Raw genomic sequence first — 16,152 nt, 5'->3', positions numbered from 1 at the left:
TTCAGTTTAACCGTCGCTTATTTTTTATTATTCTTCGTCTGATTGTTCTTCAGAATTTTCAACAAATTCTTTTAAATCTTCTTCTGATACTGATTCTTCATTTTCAGATTCTTCTGTATCATTTTCAGTTTCAGAATAAACTTCTTCTGAATCTTCACGACCTTGATTTGCTTCAATAACAGCATCAGCAATTGTAGAAGTTAAAAGCTTAACCGCTCTAATTGCATCATCGTTACCAGGAATAGCAATATCCAATTCGTCTGGATCACAGTTAGTATCTACGATACCTACAACTGGTATTCCTAATATTTTTGCTTCGTGAACAGCAATGTATTCTTTTTTAGGATCGACTACAAAAAGTACACTTGGCATTTTTGTCATTTTTCTAATACCACCAAGGTTTTTTTCTAGTTTTTCTCTTTCTCTTTCTAATTGGCTAACTTCTTTTTTAGGTAAAAGATCGAAAGTTCCATCTTCTTCCATTTCATATAATTGGTGAAGTCTATTAATTCTTGTTTTGATAGTTTTGTAGTTTGTTAACATACCACCTAACCATCTTTGGCTTACATAATGTTGTCCACATCTTTTAGCTTCTGTTTCGATTGCTTCTTGAGCTTGTTTTTTTGTTCCCACGAAAAGAACTTCCCCACCATCTGCAACGATGTCTCTTACATAATTGTAAGCATCATCAATTTGTTTTACAGTTTTTTGAAGATCTATAATATAGATTCCATTTCTTTCTGTAAATATAAATTTTGACATTTTTGGGTTCCATCTTCTTGTTTGATGTCCAAAGTGAACCCCAGCTTCTAACAATGATTTCATTGATACTACTGACATTTTTCTACCTCCGTTTTTTTCCTCCAGACGACTCATCTACAAATGCGACAATTAAGCAACTGCATCTGTATCATCGACTGTGTGTTTTACCTTAAAAGTATATCATATATATTTTTATTTTTCAAGCTTTTTATAATCACATTTTTCATTAGAACATAGGATAGATTCTCCTCGCCTATTTTTTCTATGAATTAGCAAACTGCCACATTCAGGACATTTTTCACCCGTAGGCTTGTCCCATAAAGCGAAGTCGCAATTTGGATAATTTTCACATCCATAAAAAACTTTACCTCTTTTAGATACTTTTTCTATTATTCTGTGACCACATTTTGGGCATTTTACTTTTGTATCTTTTACAATAGTTTCCGTATATTTGCAATCAGGAAAAGCACTGCATCCGATAAATTTCCCATTTCTTCCATGTTTTATTACCAAATCACTGCCACATTCAGGGCATTTACGTCCAATTGGTTCGTCTTTAACTTTAAATTTATCTTGTGCATTTTTTGCATTGATTAAATCTTCATTAAATCCATCATAAAAATCTCTTATTACTTTTTTCCATTCTACGTCGTTTTCAGCAATATTATCTAATTCATTCTCCATTTCAGCAGTGAATTTTTCATTAATAATTGAATCAAAATATTTAACTACAAATTCACAAACTTTTTCTCCGATTTCTGTTGTGTAAAATTTTTTCTCTTTTAATTCAACATAATTTCTAGACAAAATGCTGCTTATAATCGATGCATAAGTGCTTGGTCTACCAATGCCATCTTCCTCAAGTGTTTTTACAAGGCTTGCTTCTGTGTATCTAGGTTTTGGTTTAGTAAAATGTTGTTTAGATTCTATTTCTTTTGAAGTTATAGATTCTTTTTCCTTTAATTCAGGCAATTCGCTATCTTTAGTATTTAAAGAATATACTCTTGTAAAACCATCAAAAATCACCACGTTACCATTAGATCTAAAAGTATAACCATTGTTATCAAAATCTATTGATGTAGATAGATAACGTGCATCTTTCATCTGACTAGCAACAGTTCTTTCCCAAATCAATTTATATAATTTGTACTGATCATCAGTCAAATATTTTTTTATTTCATTCGGTTTTCTTTTTACTGATGAAGGTCTAATACCTTCGTGGGCATCTTGTGATCCTTTTTTCTTTTTAGAATAATCATAACCTTTTGTGGCGTATTGTTTTCCGTAAAGATCATTAATAATATCTAGGCAATCACTCACGCAAACATGAGAAATTCTTGTTGAGTCCGTTCTCATATAAGTAATCAAACCTACTGACCCTTCGCTACCCAAACTAATTCCTTCATACAACTGTTGAGCTATTCTCATTGTTTTAGAAGTTTGAAAATACAACTTTTTATAGGCTTCTTGTTGAAGTGTGGATGTTGTGAATGGAGCGTAAGGTTTCCTAGATTTTTTTTGTTGCTTAATAGAATCTACAACAAATTTCTCAGATAAATCATTTAAAATTTTATCGGCTTCATCTTTGTTTTTTATGTAGATTTTATTAGATTTATCGGCTTTTGAATAATATAGCTCAGAATCAAATTCCAATTTGTCTTTTGATAAATTTGCATGAATAGACCAGTATTCTTCTGGTTCAAACTCTCTTATCTCTTTTTCTCTTTCACAAATTAGTCTTAAGGCTACAGACTGTACTCTACCGGCGCTTAGTCCAGATTTAACTTTCTTCCATAATAATGGAGAAATGCTGTAACCTACTATACGATCTAAAACCCTTCTTGCTTGTTGAGCATCTACCAATTTTAAATCGATAGCTTCAGGTTTTTTTATTGCTTCTTTTACAGAGTCTTTAGTTATCTCTTGGAATTTTACTCTATTTTCTTCCTCTGGATTTATACCTAATAAATAGCACAAATGCCAAGAAATAGCTTCTCCTTCCCTATCAGGGTCGGTTGCCAAGAATATTTTTTGAGAATTTTTGTAATCTTTTTTTAAAGAATTGATTACACTGGCCTTACCACGCACATTAATATATTGTGGTTCGAAATCATTCTCTATATCTATGCCTAGTTTACTTTTTGGTAAATCTCTTAAATGACCAATTGTAGCTACAACTTTATATCCTGACCCTAACATTTTTTGAATTGTCTTTGCTTTAGTTGGAGATTCTACTACCACTAGCTTTTTGTTTGCCATTAAAAGTCTATCCTTTCTGTTAACTTTCTTGTAATTTAGATCTTAGTTCACTTATAGATTCAGTTGAAATTTGATCTTTATTTATTCCTAATTTATTTATTATCTCATTTAAATGTTCTTCATTTTTTACTTCAATTTCTAAATATGGATACGAATAAAAATCTTTATCCCAGCAATCAAAATCCAGTCTTGCATCCATAAACTCAAAAGATTTTCTTTCTTTCTTAGATGAAGATTGCTTATCCAATTTAACAAATTTTAATATTTGTTTCAAGTTTTCTTCGCTATCAAACTCTATAGTATATTCATCATAATGTCTAACGTTTGTATCATTAACTCTCTTCTTGTAAGTAAGAAATTTCTTGTTTTCATTATTAAAAATATCTTTTGAAATTCTAATTCTAAGATAATCACTACTATCAATTAAATCAAAATTATTAGATTCAATTAAAATATTTTCTTGAATTTCATGAGCAATCATTTTAGCTCCCATTTCAATAGCTTTATCCATCAAACCATTAAAATCATCAGTAAATACCTTGCATTCTAATTCTTTTTCCATTTTATTCCCTAATTTTCTTAACTTTAAAATCAATATAATCCGAGGACACACAATGTACATGTATTCCGTCTATTGTTCCTTCGACGACATTTTGATGTCCATATCCGTGCAAATGTCCATATATTAAATCTGTAACATTATAATTTTTCAAACAATTAAACAACGCATTAGGTTGTTTATTGATATCAAAAGGAGGATAATGAAGCATCATAATAATATCGTTGTTATTTCGGACACTTTCTAAACTCATATTCACTCTCAAAATTTCTCTTTGAAAAATCTTTTCATCTTTTTCTGTAGCTTCTTTGCTAGTTGGATCAAGCCATCCTCGTGATCCACATATATTGATATTTCCTAAATCCAATGAATCATTTTGAATAAATTTAATAGATTCTAAATCTAATTTTCTTAATTTGCTTATACCAGACCACCAATAATCATGGTTACCTCTAGTTAAAATCTTTCTGCCTGGACTCTTATCGATTCTTTTCAAATCCACAAAAGCATCATCTAGTTGCATTGCCCAAGAAATATCTCCTGGAATAAGTATAATGTCTTCTTCATTTAATTTTTCTAGATTACGAAATATCTTTTCTTCATAATTATCCCAATTATCACCGAACACATCCATTGATTTTTCTTTTGTATAATCCAGATGTAAATCACCTATTGCATATATCATAATTACTTTAACTCAATTTTCTTATATATTATGTCTAGTTCATTCAATAATTGCTCATCTCTATTTTGACAAGAAAAAAGTATTATTTGATTACTATTTGAGATTTTAAATAACAAATCCAGACATTTCTTATATCTTACATCATCTAATTGAACAAAACAATCATCTAGAATCATCAAATAATCAAGACCCATTAATTCTTCAAGCACACTTATTCTAATAAAAACAGAAAGTAAGTCAAATGTTCCAGAACTTAAATGTTTTTGTTCGTAAAATTTTACTCCATCATAAATGCTAACATCTAAATTTTCATCAACTCTGAATCTATCCTTGTCTTTAGTTGAATAAGCCATCATTTCTGAAACCTTCTTGTTAATTCTAGGTATAAAATTTTTGTGTAGTTTATTTATGCTTTTATTAATCAAATCCATAGCCAATTCTATAGATGTAATTTCATTTTCGTATTTTTGAATATTCTCATTAATATCTGCTAATCTTTCTTCTTTTTCCAACAGAAGATTTACAGATTTTTCAAGTATTTTTGTCCTTTCAAATAATTTCGCATTTTCTTCAATAGATTCGTCAATTTCTTTATTAAGTAAGTTGATATCTTTTATATCATTATCCTCAAGTTTTATTGAATCTGAATTAATATCTTCTAATAAAATACTAAAATCATATTCAGATGATATCTTTTGAAGTTGATCATCTTTATCTGAAATTCTATCAATCAATTGATCATACTCTATTTTTTTCCTTCTATAATCTTCAACATCTATGTTCTTCAAATTTCTTGATGACGATAAAATATTATTAATCTTTGATTTGGAGCTTTCATCTTCATTTATAATAGAATCTAGTCTTGAGTCAATATCTTGAAGTTGTCCCTCAAGTTTGTTTAAATAATCAATGCTTTTCTCCATATTTGAGTCATATCTAAAATCATTAATTATTTCATTGTAGCTTTTGTATCTCATGTTAGTAATTTGATTAATCTTTTGCACAATCTTATTTAATTGACGATTGTATGATAATTTCTGAAATTTATTGGATATACTAACTAAAATATAATAAAGAACAAATAATACAGGAGCAATAACTATTTCTTTTGTATCCCCCATCATATAAATCATTCCTGCAACAATTATTGTAAATATAATTCCAATAATTGATAGTTTGATTTTTAATTTAGAAATTCCATTTAATTTTTCAATTAAATTATTCATTTCATCAATATAATCTCTAATAGTTTCATAATTACTAAGCTTTGCTTTTAATTGGTAGTAATCCTTACTTAATAATTTCTTTTCCTTCGATAACTCATTAAATGTAATTCTATTATCGTTTAATAATTTATTTTGATATTCCAAATTATTAACATCATCTTCGTCAATGTCATTGATGTATTTAATCTTTGATACTCTGTCTAATAAACTTGCTTTTTCTTTTAAAATCTGCATTTTATAGTTTTTTGCATCTTCTATTTTTTCTATATCGTTCTTCTTGTGCAAATTAGCTAATTTTTCTTTATTTAGAAGCAGTTTTTCGTGTCTAAGTTTGTACTCATTTAGCTTATTTAAACTATCTTCATATTCTTTTTTGTCTTTATTAATATTTTTGATTTCATCTTCTAAATCAAACTTTTTTTGATATAAACTCCCCAACGGTTTAGCTTTAGATTGTTTAGTCCCAATATTTGATTTCATCTTTTCCAGATTATCTAGTGCTTTTTTAAATGAAACAGAATCATTATTGCTATCTGATGAATTCAATAGCATATCAACAATAGAACTTACATTCTTATCTTCTGCATCTAATTCTTTTAAATTTGAAAAAACAGTTGATTTGAAGATATCTGAAGGCATTTTAAAAAAGTATTCACCCGGAAATGATAAATTATCTTGATTAAAACCATCTAGATCAGTTTCGTTATTACCAGTAGTCTCATTGAAAATATTAAAATATTTTTCTTTAAAATTACGATAAATTACATATCTCTTATTATCTTTTTCCACTAAAATACTGCCCTCATAGTTTTCACTATTCCAAGGGCGATATTTTTCGTAGTCTTCAGTAAATACAGTTCTCTTTAAGTAAGGTTTAACAAATCCATAAAATACACCTTCTATAAATTTGGATATAGTGGTCTTTCCTGACTCATTTAACCCGTAAATTAGATTAAATTTTTCTCCAAACTCAATTGTGTAATTATTAAATCTGCCAAATGATATCAAATCTAATCTAATAATTTTCATAAACTATTCTCCATTAAGGACTTAATTCCTAAATTAATTGCTCTTTTAACCACAGGATTTTCTTGATCCAAGTTTTTCGTCTCTTCAATAAAATAACCCAACACATTATTTCTGTTAAATTCATAAATTTTATCCAAATTTATATTAGATTCTGTGTTGTCAATTATTTCTACATATTCGCAATATTTTTTTAAGCTTTCTTGTAAAGAATCTATATCTAAATCAAACCCTTCTTCTAATTGTCCCTTTAAATTAATTCTAATGTAGTTTTTCTTATCTTCAACTAAACATTTTGACAATGAACCTACCAAATCGTAATAGCTAAATTTATTTGATATATTATAGTCAAATTCATTGAAGTTTGATTCAGAACAATCTAAAAAATCGATGTCAAGTCTATTATCAACTATACTTCCAATAACAGCACCATGCATCCCCTTTTCTTTAAAACTCAATGGTTCAATAGAACCTGGATACACAAATTTATCATTAAAAATAGTCGGTTTATGTATATGACCTAAAGCCACATAATCAAAACCCAAATTATTTACTTTATCTTGATCAAAAAACATATAACAATTGTTATCATTTAATAAATCAGAATGAATCATTAAAACATTAGTTTTTAGCTTGTCTAATTTTAAATCATCAAAAATGTTCACGAAATCGTAGTTATTTTTATTGTAACTTATCCCATAAACATCAGTGTCATCAAATTCTATTTTTTCAAGAGTATCCTTTTTGAAAATATTCAGATTATCACTAATATTTACCATATCCCATAAATTATCTTTATAAATAGGGTCGTGATTTCCACCTATAATACAAATTTGTGAATTTGTTCTAGAAAATAGATCAATTAAACGATTCATATCACTTAGGCTAAAATTTTCCAAATTATACAAATCTCCAGACAGAAAAATATAATCTACATTTTCATCAATACTATATTTGATTAATTTTTCAACAGATGTCCAAATTCTTTGTCTTCTAATTTTAGACATAGATTGAGGAATTGAAGATTTTTCAAATTTCATGCCTAAGTGAAAATCAGCTGAATGTATGAACTTCAAAATTTATCCTACTTTTCTGAATCTAATTGTTTTAATTCATCTTCTATTAATGCATGTAATACTCTTAATTCTTCTTCTGTGAATGTAAGACCTTTACTCATTCTTGAATGATCAGGATTCCATTCTCTAATATCGTATTTTGCATCGTAATCAGACCATTTTACAATATTTAATTCCTTATTCCAATTGTTAGCTTTTGTGGATAAAACTCCAATTCTTTCTACTATTTCAAATTTTAAATCAGCCATAATTACCTCCATTTTTATAAATATATTATAGCATTATTTTAAAATATGCAAATATATGTTTTTGTGTTAGAATATCATAGAGGTGAATTTCATGAAAAAGCAAAAATTAGCTCAAGTTATAGCGATTATTTTAGTAGCAATGATGGTTGCTCCATTTATACTAAATGTAATAATGAACATGAGATAAAATGATAATAAAAAATATTGAGTTCAATGATAAAAAAGATAAGTTCGTAATTGAGACTGATACAAAAGAAAGTTTTTTACTAAGTTATAATGATTTTGAAAGATATAAAATTCATAACGAAATGACAATAGATGATGAACTATATACTCATTTATTGAATATCTCAAAATTTACAGAAGCTTTTGAAATCAGCCTTAATTTTTTATCATATAAATTACGAACTGAAAAAGAAATAATTACAAAATTAAAATCCAAGAAATTTAGCATAGAAATTATTGATGAAGTAATTACTAAATTAAAAAACCTAGATTTACTAGACGATTATAACTATGCAAAGATATTTATCAATGATAAAATTAATCTAACAAATTACAGTAAAAGAAGAATAATCAATGATTTATACCAAAAAGGTATTGATAAAAGAATTTATGAAGATTATTTGGAAGATGTCTTTGGATATAATATGGAGTTAGACAAAGCAACTCAAATAGTTGAAACTAAAATCAATATTTGGAAAGAAAAACATGAAGGCTATGATTTAAAGAATAAAATAGTTACTTTCTTGCTGCAAAAAGGTTTCAGCTATGACGTTGCAAAACAAGTAAGTGGTATGTATTAATGTATTATTTATATATTTTAGAATGTGCTGATAAAAGTTTATATACAGGTATTACCAATGATTTTCTAAAAAGAATTAAAATGCACAATAAAGGTAAAGCCAGTAAATATACAAGGGCAAGGCTTCCTGTAAACTATGTTTTTATGAAAAGAATTGATAATAAAAGTGATGCATTAAAATTAGAAATTAAAACAAAAAGTCTAACTCGTGATAAAAAGTTAAAGCTAATAAATTCAAATGAAAACGAAATTAATACTATATTAAAAAAAGCTTAAGTATGATATAAATCAACTTAAGCTTTTTATTTTATAAATTGTTTTTTGCTAATTCAACTAATTTAGCGAATTCTTTTTCATCTCTAACAGCCATGTCAGCAAGAACTTTTCTGTTCAAGTCAACACCAGCTACTTTTAATCCGTGCATAAATTTGCTGTAGCTTAAATCGTGCATTCTTGTAGCTGCATTAATTCTAGCAATCCATAATTTTCTGAAATCTCTTTTTCTTCTTTTTCTTCCAACGTATGAATAAGCTAATGATTTCATTACAGCTTGGTTAGCTGTTTTGTATAATGTATGTTTTGAGCCGTAATATCCTTTAGCTTGTTTTAATACTTTTTTATGTCTTTTTCTATTATTTGTACCACGTTTAATTCTAGCCATTTATATTTCCCCCTCTAACTAAGGAATCATTTTATCGATTCTTCTCATATCTGCATCGCTAACTGTTGTACCTTTTCTTAAGTTTCTAATTCTCTTTGCAGATTTCTTACCTGTTAAGTGACTTGCATAAGCTTTATATCTTCTTAACTTACCTGTACCAGTTCTTCTAAATCTTTTAGCAGAACCTCTATGTGTCTTCATTTTTGGCATATTATTTCCCCCTCTAATTTTCTTTATCAGTCAAAGGACCCATAAACATTATCATCATTCTACCTTCCATAGAAGGTTTCTTTTCTATTTGTCCTACATCTTTTGTTAATTCATAAAATTTATCAAGAACTTCCTTACCCAAATCTTTATGACCAAGTTCTCTACCTCTAAATCTAACAGAAACTTTTACTCTGTTTTCATTGCTTAAAAACTTGGATGCTTGATTAGCCTTAACTTCTAAATCGTGTTTTTCAATATTTGGTGAAAGTCTTATTTCTTTTACGTTAATTACTTTTTGATTTTTCTTCGCTTCTTTTTCTTTCTTTAATGCATCATATTTGTATTTTCCATAATCTAATATTTTGCATACAGGTGGCTTGGCATTTGGTGCTACATTTACTAAATCCAGATGCTTATCTTCAGCCATTTTCAAAGCTTCTTTAATAGGAATTACACCTATTTGTTCACCTTCGTCATCGATTAATCTAACTTTAGAAGATCTTATCTCCTCATTAATCATTAAGTCTTTTATATTATTCACCTCCAAAAAAATAATGGCGGGTAAAAATACCCGCCAAAAATTAATAATCAAATTAAATTTTAACCTTATGAATTCGAAATTATAAGGTGAGAGCGGATATCTCTACTTATCAACAACAAATATTGTATACTATGTTGAACATTTTGTCAACTATTTTTTCTTTGAATTTACAACATTAATTAAAATATATGGTAAATTAAAGTCTGAAGTATATGCTATATATTTATTCGACCAGTTGGGCTTAAATTTATCTTTGTAATTTCTTAAACCTTTAAAATTATATATCTTATTTTGAGTATTGTAAACAATACTTAGAATTTTTTCCTTCTTCTTTGAATAAATTTTATCTCCAACTTTAGATAAAGGTGCCATTCCTAGGTAGAATTTTTCAAAATTATTTTCTTGGCCCCATAAAATCAACTTGATAAATATAAAATCCATCAACCCATCTTCATTTGATCTATCATATCTCATTAAATCTATAGAAAGTGTTTTATCATCATAAAAAGGCTGAAGATTTGCAAAAGCGAGTAATTCACCTTCTTTGTAAATACATGCAATTTTTGTTCTTTTCAGATAATATTCGTCAAAAAATCCTAAACTAAATCCCATTTCATTTTTATTTCCTAACCATTTATCTGAAATAATTTTCATTTGAGATAACAGGTTATCGGTCGGATCTTCAACTTTGAATTCATAATTACCTTTATCGAAGTTATTAAGAACATGTCGCCAAGTTCTATTTTTCTTTCCTACTAAAGAAAATTGAGTTAAATCTACAGTTGCATCTTGTCCAACCTTTACGAATCTAAAACCTTGATCACAGTATAATTCAAGATTTTCTCCATTTATTTCATAAAAACAAACATTCATGTGATATTCATTGCAATAAATTATAAAATCATCAATTGCTTCAACGAAATTTTCTTTCTTACCTATTGGATCACCTAATACTATAACGCTATTTTTTACCGGGCGATACATTATCATTACAGTATTTGTCTTGTCAAAATAAACATTTTTATCATTCAAATAAACTAAATGACTAAATTCATTTCCACCAAATTCTTCCAAGAATTTATCGATTCTATCAAAATCCTCATCTGTTAATTTTGTAAATGTGATCTTCTTAGTTCGCGTATATTGAGCAAGGTAAGATAATATCAAAACAAATAAAACATATAGAAGTATATATCTCTTGTTCTCAACCAAATAATTTAAAGAATATTTTCTATGTGATGTCAGAAAATTTACCTTACGAACAGTATTGCTAATAAATATAAATAATACTGTGACAACTGATAATTTACCGATAGTATTTATAAAATATTTTGGCTTTATTTTGATAGCTTGTTCTGTAAAGCCATCCTTCATAATATACATTACAATTCCCAACAGTAAGGTAATAATTGATTCTTCAATGTCTAATCCTTTTAATAATGTTGAAAATACAGAAACTATTAATACGGCTTCCGCTATATAAAAAGATTTTTTAACCGATTTTTTTATTCCTTGTGAAAGAAGTATTAGTAACCCACCTGATGTAAGTGTTATGAATCTGGCTAAAATCACTACATCTTTCTTAACAAATCTCCTCAAAAATTTTATTCTTAATAACATAGATGGAGTAGCAACACTTAAGCATAAGATCAATCCAACGATTAGCGTAAAAATCGATAGAATATTAAAAGCAAATTGTTTCTTATAATGATCAGTATTGTAATTGTCGTAGATTTTTCTTAATATCATAATTAATGAAATTATCCATGGAATAACGCTACTTACAATTCTGTATATCAGGATAGCAATTATCGCTGCTCTAGGTTCAATCAATTTGCATAAAAAGTGTATTTCTATTAAATCTGATACAACGAAGCCATCTTGCATCAAGCTCACTTGCCCAAAAACATTAGAAACACAATAAATAAGAACCAAACTTGAAATATTTACATTAGTAAATTGTTTTATCACAAAAACGAAAAATAATATATTGCATATTGTAACAACAGTTTCATATGCTACTGATAAAACTTTTCTTTTGACACTTATATTATCTTTTACAGCAAAATCTAAATAATATGGACATTTGTTTTTAAAATAAATAACACAAATACCAATAACCAATATTACTAAATAAACCAAAAATAGTGTCCATTCTGGTTTCATTAAAAATATCGTGAATATACTAATTAAAGATAAAGCAATAAAATTAGAAATATTTTTGTTTAAGTTCTGATCCTTATACTCATCTTCACCGATAAATACTGATTCTATTCCCTTTATCCACACAAATTTTCTTAACGATTCTAAGACCCAATACTTTTTTATATCCTTGAAATCAAAATTTTTATTATATAAAAAATAGGAAATTGATGAAATAAGAAATACTAAAAGCCCAAATAATACAATTTGTGATTTTTGTCCAATACTCAAAAAAATCTTATATTTAAAGATGTGATTAGGTGCTATAAAATTGTTCCTTACTATATATAAGACAATAATTGTAAATATGATAGTGTATGCTGTCCTAATGTATTTTAGTTTTTTGTCCATTAATCCCCCTTTAAATGGATGATTGCTCATCGTACATTTGTTTATAGAAACCATCTTTTAGCAATAGCTCATCATGAGTTCCACTTTCTATTATTTTACCATTAGATAGGGCAAAAATTTTGTCTACATTTCTAATTGTAGATAATCTGTGAGCAACTATCAATGTAGTTCTTGAATATTTTAATTTTTCTAGTGGTTGTTGGATAATTTGCTCTGTTTCGGTATCAATATTTGATGTAGCTTCATCTAGAATTAATATTCTAGGATTTCTAATATACGCTCTGGCAAAAGAAATCAATTGTCTTTCTCCTTGCGAAAGATTGGATCCTTTTTCTTTTATAAGTTCGTTTAAACCTTTTTTTAGCAAAGTATAACATCCTAACTCTTCCAAAGCAGTAATTACTTCTTCATCAGTATAATCCTTATCAAGAGTAATATTTTCTTTTAATGTAGTTTCAAAAAGAAATGGATCTTGTAATACAACAGCAAAGTTTTCTCTCAATATATCTTCATTTAAATCATTGATGTTCACTCCATCAATTAAAATTTCACCACTTTTTACATCGTAAAACTTCAATATTAAATTCAGTATTGTAGATTTTCCACTACCTGTAGTTCCTACAAAAGCCGCACTAGTTGATTTTGGTATTTTAAATGAAACATCCTTTAATACATCATTTTTATCATAAGCAAAATAAACATTTTTAAATTCGATATTTCCTTCTAGGCCATCAATCACACCATCTGATTTTTCTATTGTATCTAATTTCATGATATCGAATATGTGGCTTGCAGATGCATAAGCTTGTTCCATATCTCCAAATCTTGTAACAATTACACTAACATTAGAAAATATCTTTGAAGTATAATCAATAATGATATAAAGACCTCCAACCGTAACTGGATAGCTTTTCGTTATCTGACCATATCCAAAATAAAATAAAATTATAACTGTTGATAATAAACCAATTATATCAATTGCCCTGTATCCACCATAACTTCTCAGTTTTGTAAGAGCCAAATTATTATCAAAAATTTCTTTGTTAATTTTATCAAATTTATTCTTTATAGTTTTCTTGACATTTAAAGCTTGAATTATTTCCATATTATTAATATTTTCATTAATATTTGCATTTATTTTACTAACTAAATGTCTAATTCTTTTGTTATGTTTTGCTGACTTGTATCTATAATCATAAAATATTAAGAAAACCAATGGGAACAATATAAGAAGCATCAAAGACACTTTAATATTTGTTACAACCATCATAATATATATTGCAACTATCATTATCGTAGCAGTTGTAATATCTGCAAGAATTAATTGAAACATTATCTTCAATCTCATAGTATCATTAGTTATTCTTGAAACTATACTTCCTGCTGCCAAATTATCAAAATATTCTATAGGTAATTCATTGATATGTTTATATATATCATTTTGTACAAAATATGTTACGTTGTTTGCTGCCAATTCAAAATAAATCATACTCAAGTTACTGAAAATTCCACACGCAACGTAAATTACCAAATAAATAGCCAAATATTTTATAATTGATGAAAAATTACCAACCATATTATTCTTAGCGACATACTCATTTAATACAAATCCTATTACAATTGGGCCCAAAATTTCCATAGAAGTTCTTAATAAGGAAAACACAAATCCAATCACCAACTCTTTGGATTGCTTCATGGAATACATTTTTAGTTTTTCTGATACAAATTTATTTCTTAATTTACTCTTCATATCTGCCCCTTAGTAATTGGATATTATATTGATTGTAATACCATTGTTTGTTTTCCATTAATTCCGAATGAGTACCCATCTCACTTATTTGACCATCTTTCATTACTATTATTAAATCAAAATCGTCAATCTGATTTAATCTATGAGTTGATAATATTACGGTTTTATTAAGTTTTTTTAACTCTCTTAAAATATTTTTCTCAGTTTGAGTATCCAATGCGCTTAAACAGTCGTCTAATACAACCAAGTTTGAGTCTTTTAATAAAGCTCTCGCTAATGAAATTCTTTGTTTTTGACCTCCAGATAACGACAGTCCGTTTTCACCACACAAAGTATCAAATTTATCTGGAAAATCAACAATATCCTTATAAATATCCGCACTCTTAGATACTTTAATCACTTCTTCATCTGTAGCTTCTATCTTAGAAAGTTTTATATTATTTTTTATTGTATCCGAAAAAATCATGCTTTTTTGAGACACATATGCCATATTATCTCTAGCTGATTTCAAATTAATCAAATTCGTGTATTTCCCATTGATTTCAAATTCATCTTGTCTTGGATACAAGAATAATAATTGTTTAAGAATAGTTGACTTTCCTGACCCTGTCTTTCCAACAATAGCCACCCTCATATTTTTCTTAAATTCAAAAGAAATATTTTTGAGTGCAAATTCTTTGGAGTAAGGATATTTGAAACTATAATTTTCAAACTTAATACTTTCTATATCATCAATTTCCTTGTAATCTTCGTTTAAATCTAAGTCATCTTCATAATCAAGTATATTATCAATTCTATCCATTGATGCATCGGCTTGTTGATATACATTTATGAAGTTTCCTAATGCATACATTGGCCAAATTAACATGTTTAAATAATAAGTAAAAGATACCAATTGACCAACAGATATTTGATTCTTACTTATTAAGAACGTTCCATATCCAATTGCTATAACAAAAGTTATCGCTGGAATTATTCTTTGAAAAGGAGCCATCATTGCTCTGTATTTTACAACATCCATGTTTTTTTGAACTAACATTTTAGAGCGATTTTGAAACGAAAAATATCTAGCATCTTTTATCCCAAAAACTCTTATAATTCTAATACCTTCAACATCTTCTAGTACACTATTGTTTAACTTATCAAATGTTGATTGAACTATTGAGTATTTTTCATGGATTTTCTTACCTATTTTTAAACACAAAAATGCTAATATAGGAAGAGGTATTATAGAAACAAGTGTTAGACGAACGTCAACGACGACCATCATTATAATTATTATAAACAAAGGAAATACTGTAGAATCAAAAAATGTAAGAGTTCCAAATCCCATCAAATCACTTAAACTATTTACATCTCCAGTAGCTCTGTTCATTAGTTCTCCCGTTTTGAAAGTTTGAAAATATTTCATTGATTCGTTTAAGTATTTATCCATCAGTCTGTTTCTAGTTACATAGTCTATTTCATTTGATGCTCTGAATGTGTAGTAACACCATCCCATTGCAAAAAAATATTTAATTCCTATTACTAAAACATCAATTAAAAGTATAATTAAAAAAGGTTTTAATTCAATCGAATTGTTTAATACTCTATCGGTTAATTTCCCTGTTATATATGGAGGAATTAACCCGACCAGGTCACTTAATAAAAGAAATGTAATAGCAAGAATTAATTTGTTTTTGTAATATTTTAGAAACCAATAAAATTTCTTGTACATTTTACCTCCTTCTATTAAAAATTTGCTCTGAGAAATTCAGAGCAAATTTTTATATTGTAAAATAAGCTTTCTTT

General features: G+C 27.4%; 15 protein-coding genes and 1 other annotated feature. Of the genes, 2 read left to right on the top strand and 13 right to left on the bottom strand.

Going from position 1 to position 16,152, the window contains the following annotated elements:
* Nucleotides 1-27: 27 nt before the first annotated feature.
* From rpsB to B9N53_RS02865, 7 genes are all read right to left on the bottom strand, one after another.
* Entirely contained in the window at nucleotides 28-840 is an 813-nt protein-coding gene (rpsB, locus tag B9N53_RS02895) for a 30S ribosomal protein S2 (RefSeq protein ID WP_094203599.1), read from the bottom strand.
* Between the two features lie 114 nt (nucleotides 841-954).
* Nucleotides 955-3,021: a type I DNA topoisomerase gene (topA, locus tag B9N53_RS02890; RefSeq protein ID WP_094203598.1), complete on the bottom strand. Its 2,067-nt coding sequence runs from the start codon at nucleotides 3,019-3,021 to the stop codon at nucleotides 955-957.
* 19 nt (nucleotides 3,022-3,040) lie between these two features.
* Nucleotides 3,041-3,583 (bottom strand): class IV adenylate cyclase, encoded by a 543-nt coding sequence (locus B9N53_RS02885; RefSeq protein ID WP_094203597.1) that lies wholly within the window; start codon nucleotides 3,581-3,583, stop codon nucleotides 3,041-3,043.
* A gap of 1 nt (nucleotide 3,584) precedes the next feature.
* Nucleotides 3,585-4,265 carry a metallophosphoesterase gene (locus B9N53_RS02880; protein WP_094203596.1) on the bottom strand — a complete coding sequence of 227 codons (681 nt, stop codon included), beginning with the start codon at nucleotides 4,263-4,265 and terminating at the stop codon, nucleotides 3,585-3,587.
* Between the two features lie 2 nt (nucleotides 4,266-4,267).
* Nucleotides 4,268-6,520 (bottom strand): ATP-binding protein, encoded by a 2,253-nt coding sequence (locus tag B9N53_RS02875; protein ID WP_094203595.1) that lies wholly within the window; start codon nucleotides 6,518-6,520, stop codon nucleotides 4,268-4,270.
* Complete coding sequence (locus B9N53_RS02870) at nucleotides 6,517-7,593, bottom strand: metallophosphoesterase family protein (protein ID WP_094203594.1); 1,077 nt, start codon at nucleotides 7,591-7,593, stop codon at nucleotides 6,517-6,519. The genes B9N53_RS02875 and B9N53_RS02870 overlap by 4 nt, the downstream gene beginning before the upstream one ends.
* An 8-nt stretch (nucleotides 7,594-7,601) precedes the next feature.
* Nucleotides 7,602-7,841, bottom strand: coding sequence for a YdbC family protein (locus B9N53_RS02865; RefSeq protein WP_094203593.1), 240 nt, complete (start codon nucleotides 7,839-7,841; stop codon nucleotides 7,602-7,604).
* A gap of 188 nt (nucleotides 7,842-8,029) precedes the next feature.
* Here B9N53_RS02865 and B9N53_RS02860 point away from each other — a divergent pair, with 188 nt between their 5' ends.
* Together B9N53_RS02860 and B9N53_RS02855 are read left to right on the top strand one after the other, a co-directional pair.
* Nucleotides 8,030-8,647: a regulatory protein RecX gene (locus B9N53_RS02860; protein WP_094203592.1), complete on the top strand. Its 618-nt coding sequence runs from the start codon at nucleotides 8,030-8,032 to the stop codon at nucleotides 8,645-8,647.
* Nucleotides 8,647-8,922, top strand: a complete 276-nt coding sequence (locus B9N53_RS02855; RefSeq protein WP_002836332.1) for a GIY-YIG nuclease family protein — start codon at nucleotides 8,647-8,649, stop codon at nucleotides 8,920-8,922. Before B9N53_RS02860 ends, B9N53_RS02855 begins: the two co-directional genes overlap by 1 nt.
* Nucleotides 8,923-8,953: 31 nt before the next feature.
* Here B9N53_RS02855 and rplT read toward each other — a convergent pair whose 3' ends face one another.
* The 6 genes from rplT to B9N53_RS02825 all read right to left on the bottom strand — a co-directional run bounded on the left by rplT (nucleotide 8,954) and on the right by B9N53_RS02825 (nucleotide 16,078).
* Complete coding sequence (gene rplT, locus B9N53_RS02850) at nucleotides 8,954-9,307, bottom strand: 50S ribosomal protein L20 (RefSeq protein ID WP_094203591.1); 354 nt, start codon at nucleotides 9,305-9,307, stop codon at nucleotides 8,954-8,956.
* 18 nt (nucleotides 9,308-9,325) lie between these two features.
* The gene (rpmI, locus tag B9N53_RS02845) at nucleotides 9,326-9,517 is read right to left on the bottom strand and encodes a 50S ribosomal protein L35 (RefSeq protein ID WP_002836329.1); all 192 of its coding nucleotides are present in this window, start codon (nucleotides 9,515-9,517) and stop codon (nucleotides 9,326-9,328) included.
* 13 nt (nucleotides 9,518-9,530) lie between these two features.
* On the bottom strand, nucleotides 9,531-10,037 hold the full coding sequence (infC, locus tag B9N53_RS02840) for a translation initiation factor IF-3 (protein WP_002836327.1): 507 nt from the start codon (nucleotides 10,035-10,037) through the stop codon (nucleotides 9,531-9,533).
* Between the two features lie 23 nt (nucleotides 10,038-10,060).
* Nucleotides 10,061-10,172: a sequence feature (ribosomal protein L20 leader region), on the bottom strand.
* 36 nt (nucleotides 10,173-10,208) lie between these two features.
* On the bottom strand, nucleotides 10,209-12,611 hold the full coding sequence (gene mprF / locus B9N53_RS02835) for a bifunctional lysylphosphatidylglycerol flippase/synthetase MprF (RefSeq protein ID WP_094203590.1): 2,403 nt from the start codon (nucleotides 12,609-12,611) through the stop codon (nucleotides 10,209-10,211).
* Between the two features lie 10 nt (nucleotides 12,612-12,621).
* On the bottom strand, nucleotides 12,622-14,361 hold the full coding sequence (locus tag B9N53_RS02830; RefSeq protein ID WP_094203589.1) for an ABC transporter ATP-binding protein: 1,740 nt from the start codon (nucleotides 14,359-14,361) through the stop codon (nucleotides 12,622-12,624).
* Nucleotides 14,351-16,078 (bottom strand): ABC transporter ATP-binding protein, encoded by a 1,728-nt coding sequence (locus B9N53_RS02825; protein WP_094203588.1) that lies wholly within the window; start codon nucleotides 16,076-16,078, stop codon nucleotides 14,351-14,353. The genes B9N53_RS02830 and B9N53_RS02825 overlap by 11 nt, the downstream gene beginning before the upstream one ends.
* Nucleotides 16,079-16,152 lie beyond the last annotated feature (74 nt).

The organism is Finegoldia magna (genome assembly GCF_002243175.1).
GTDB classification, from domain to species: domain Bacteria; phylum Bacillota; class Clostridia; order Tissierellales; family Peptoniphilaceae; genus Finegoldia; species Finegoldia magna_J.
This window is presented reverse-complemented; position numbering and strand designations above follow the sequence as displayed.

Coding starts and splice junctions, on each gene's coding strand:
- rpsB (WP_094203599.1), bottom strand. CDS start 840: ATGTCAGTAGTATCAATGAAATCATTGTTAGAAGCTGGGGTTCACTTT.
- topA (WP_094203598.1), bottom strand. CDS start 3,021: ATGGCAAACAAAAAGCTAGTGGTAGTAGAATCTCCAACTAAAGCAAAG.
- B9N53_RS02885 (WP_094203597.1), bottom strand. CDS start 3,583: ATGGAAAAAGAATTAGAATGCAAGGTATTTACTGATGATTTTAATGGT.
- B9N53_RS02880 (WP_094203596.1), bottom strand. CDS start 4,265: ATGATATATGCAATAGGTGATTTACATCTGGATTATACAAAAGAAAAA.
- B9N53_RS02875 (WP_094203595.1), bottom strand. CDS start 6,520: ATGAAAATTATTAGATTAGATTTGATATCATTTGGCAGATTTAATAAT.
- B9N53_RS02865 (WP_094203593.1), bottom strand. CDS start 7,841: ATGGCTGATTTAAAATTTGAAATAGTAGAAAGAATTGGAGTTTTATCC.
- B9N53_RS02860 (WP_094203592.1), top strand. CDS start 8,030: ATGATAATAAAAAATATTGAGTTCAATGATAAAAAAGATAAGTTCGTA.
- B9N53_RS02855 (WP_002836332.1), top strand. CDS start 8,647: ATGTATTATTTATATATTTTAGAATGTGCTGATAAAAGTTTATATACA.
- rplT (WP_094203591.1), bottom strand. CDS start 9,307: ATGGCTAGAATTAAACGTGGTACAAATAATAGAAAAAGACATAAAAAA.
- rpmI (WP_002836329.1), bottom strand. CDS start 9,517: ATGCCAAAAATGAAGACACATAGAGGTTCTGCTAAAAGATTTAGAAGA.
- infC (WP_002836327.1), bottom strand. CDS start 10,037: ATGATTAATGAGGAGATAAGATCTTCTAAAGTTAGATTAATCGATGAC.
- mprF (WP_094203590.1), bottom strand. CDS start 12,611: ATGGACAAAAAACTAAAATACATTAGGACAGCATACACTATCATATTT.
- B9N53_RS02830 (WP_094203589.1), bottom strand. CDS start 14,361: ATGAAGAGTAAATTAAGAAATAAATTTGTATCAGAAAAACTAAAAATG.
- B9N53_RS02825 (WP_094203588.1), bottom strand. CDS start 16,078: ATGTACAAGAAATTTTATTGGTTTCTAAAATATTACAAAAACAAATTA.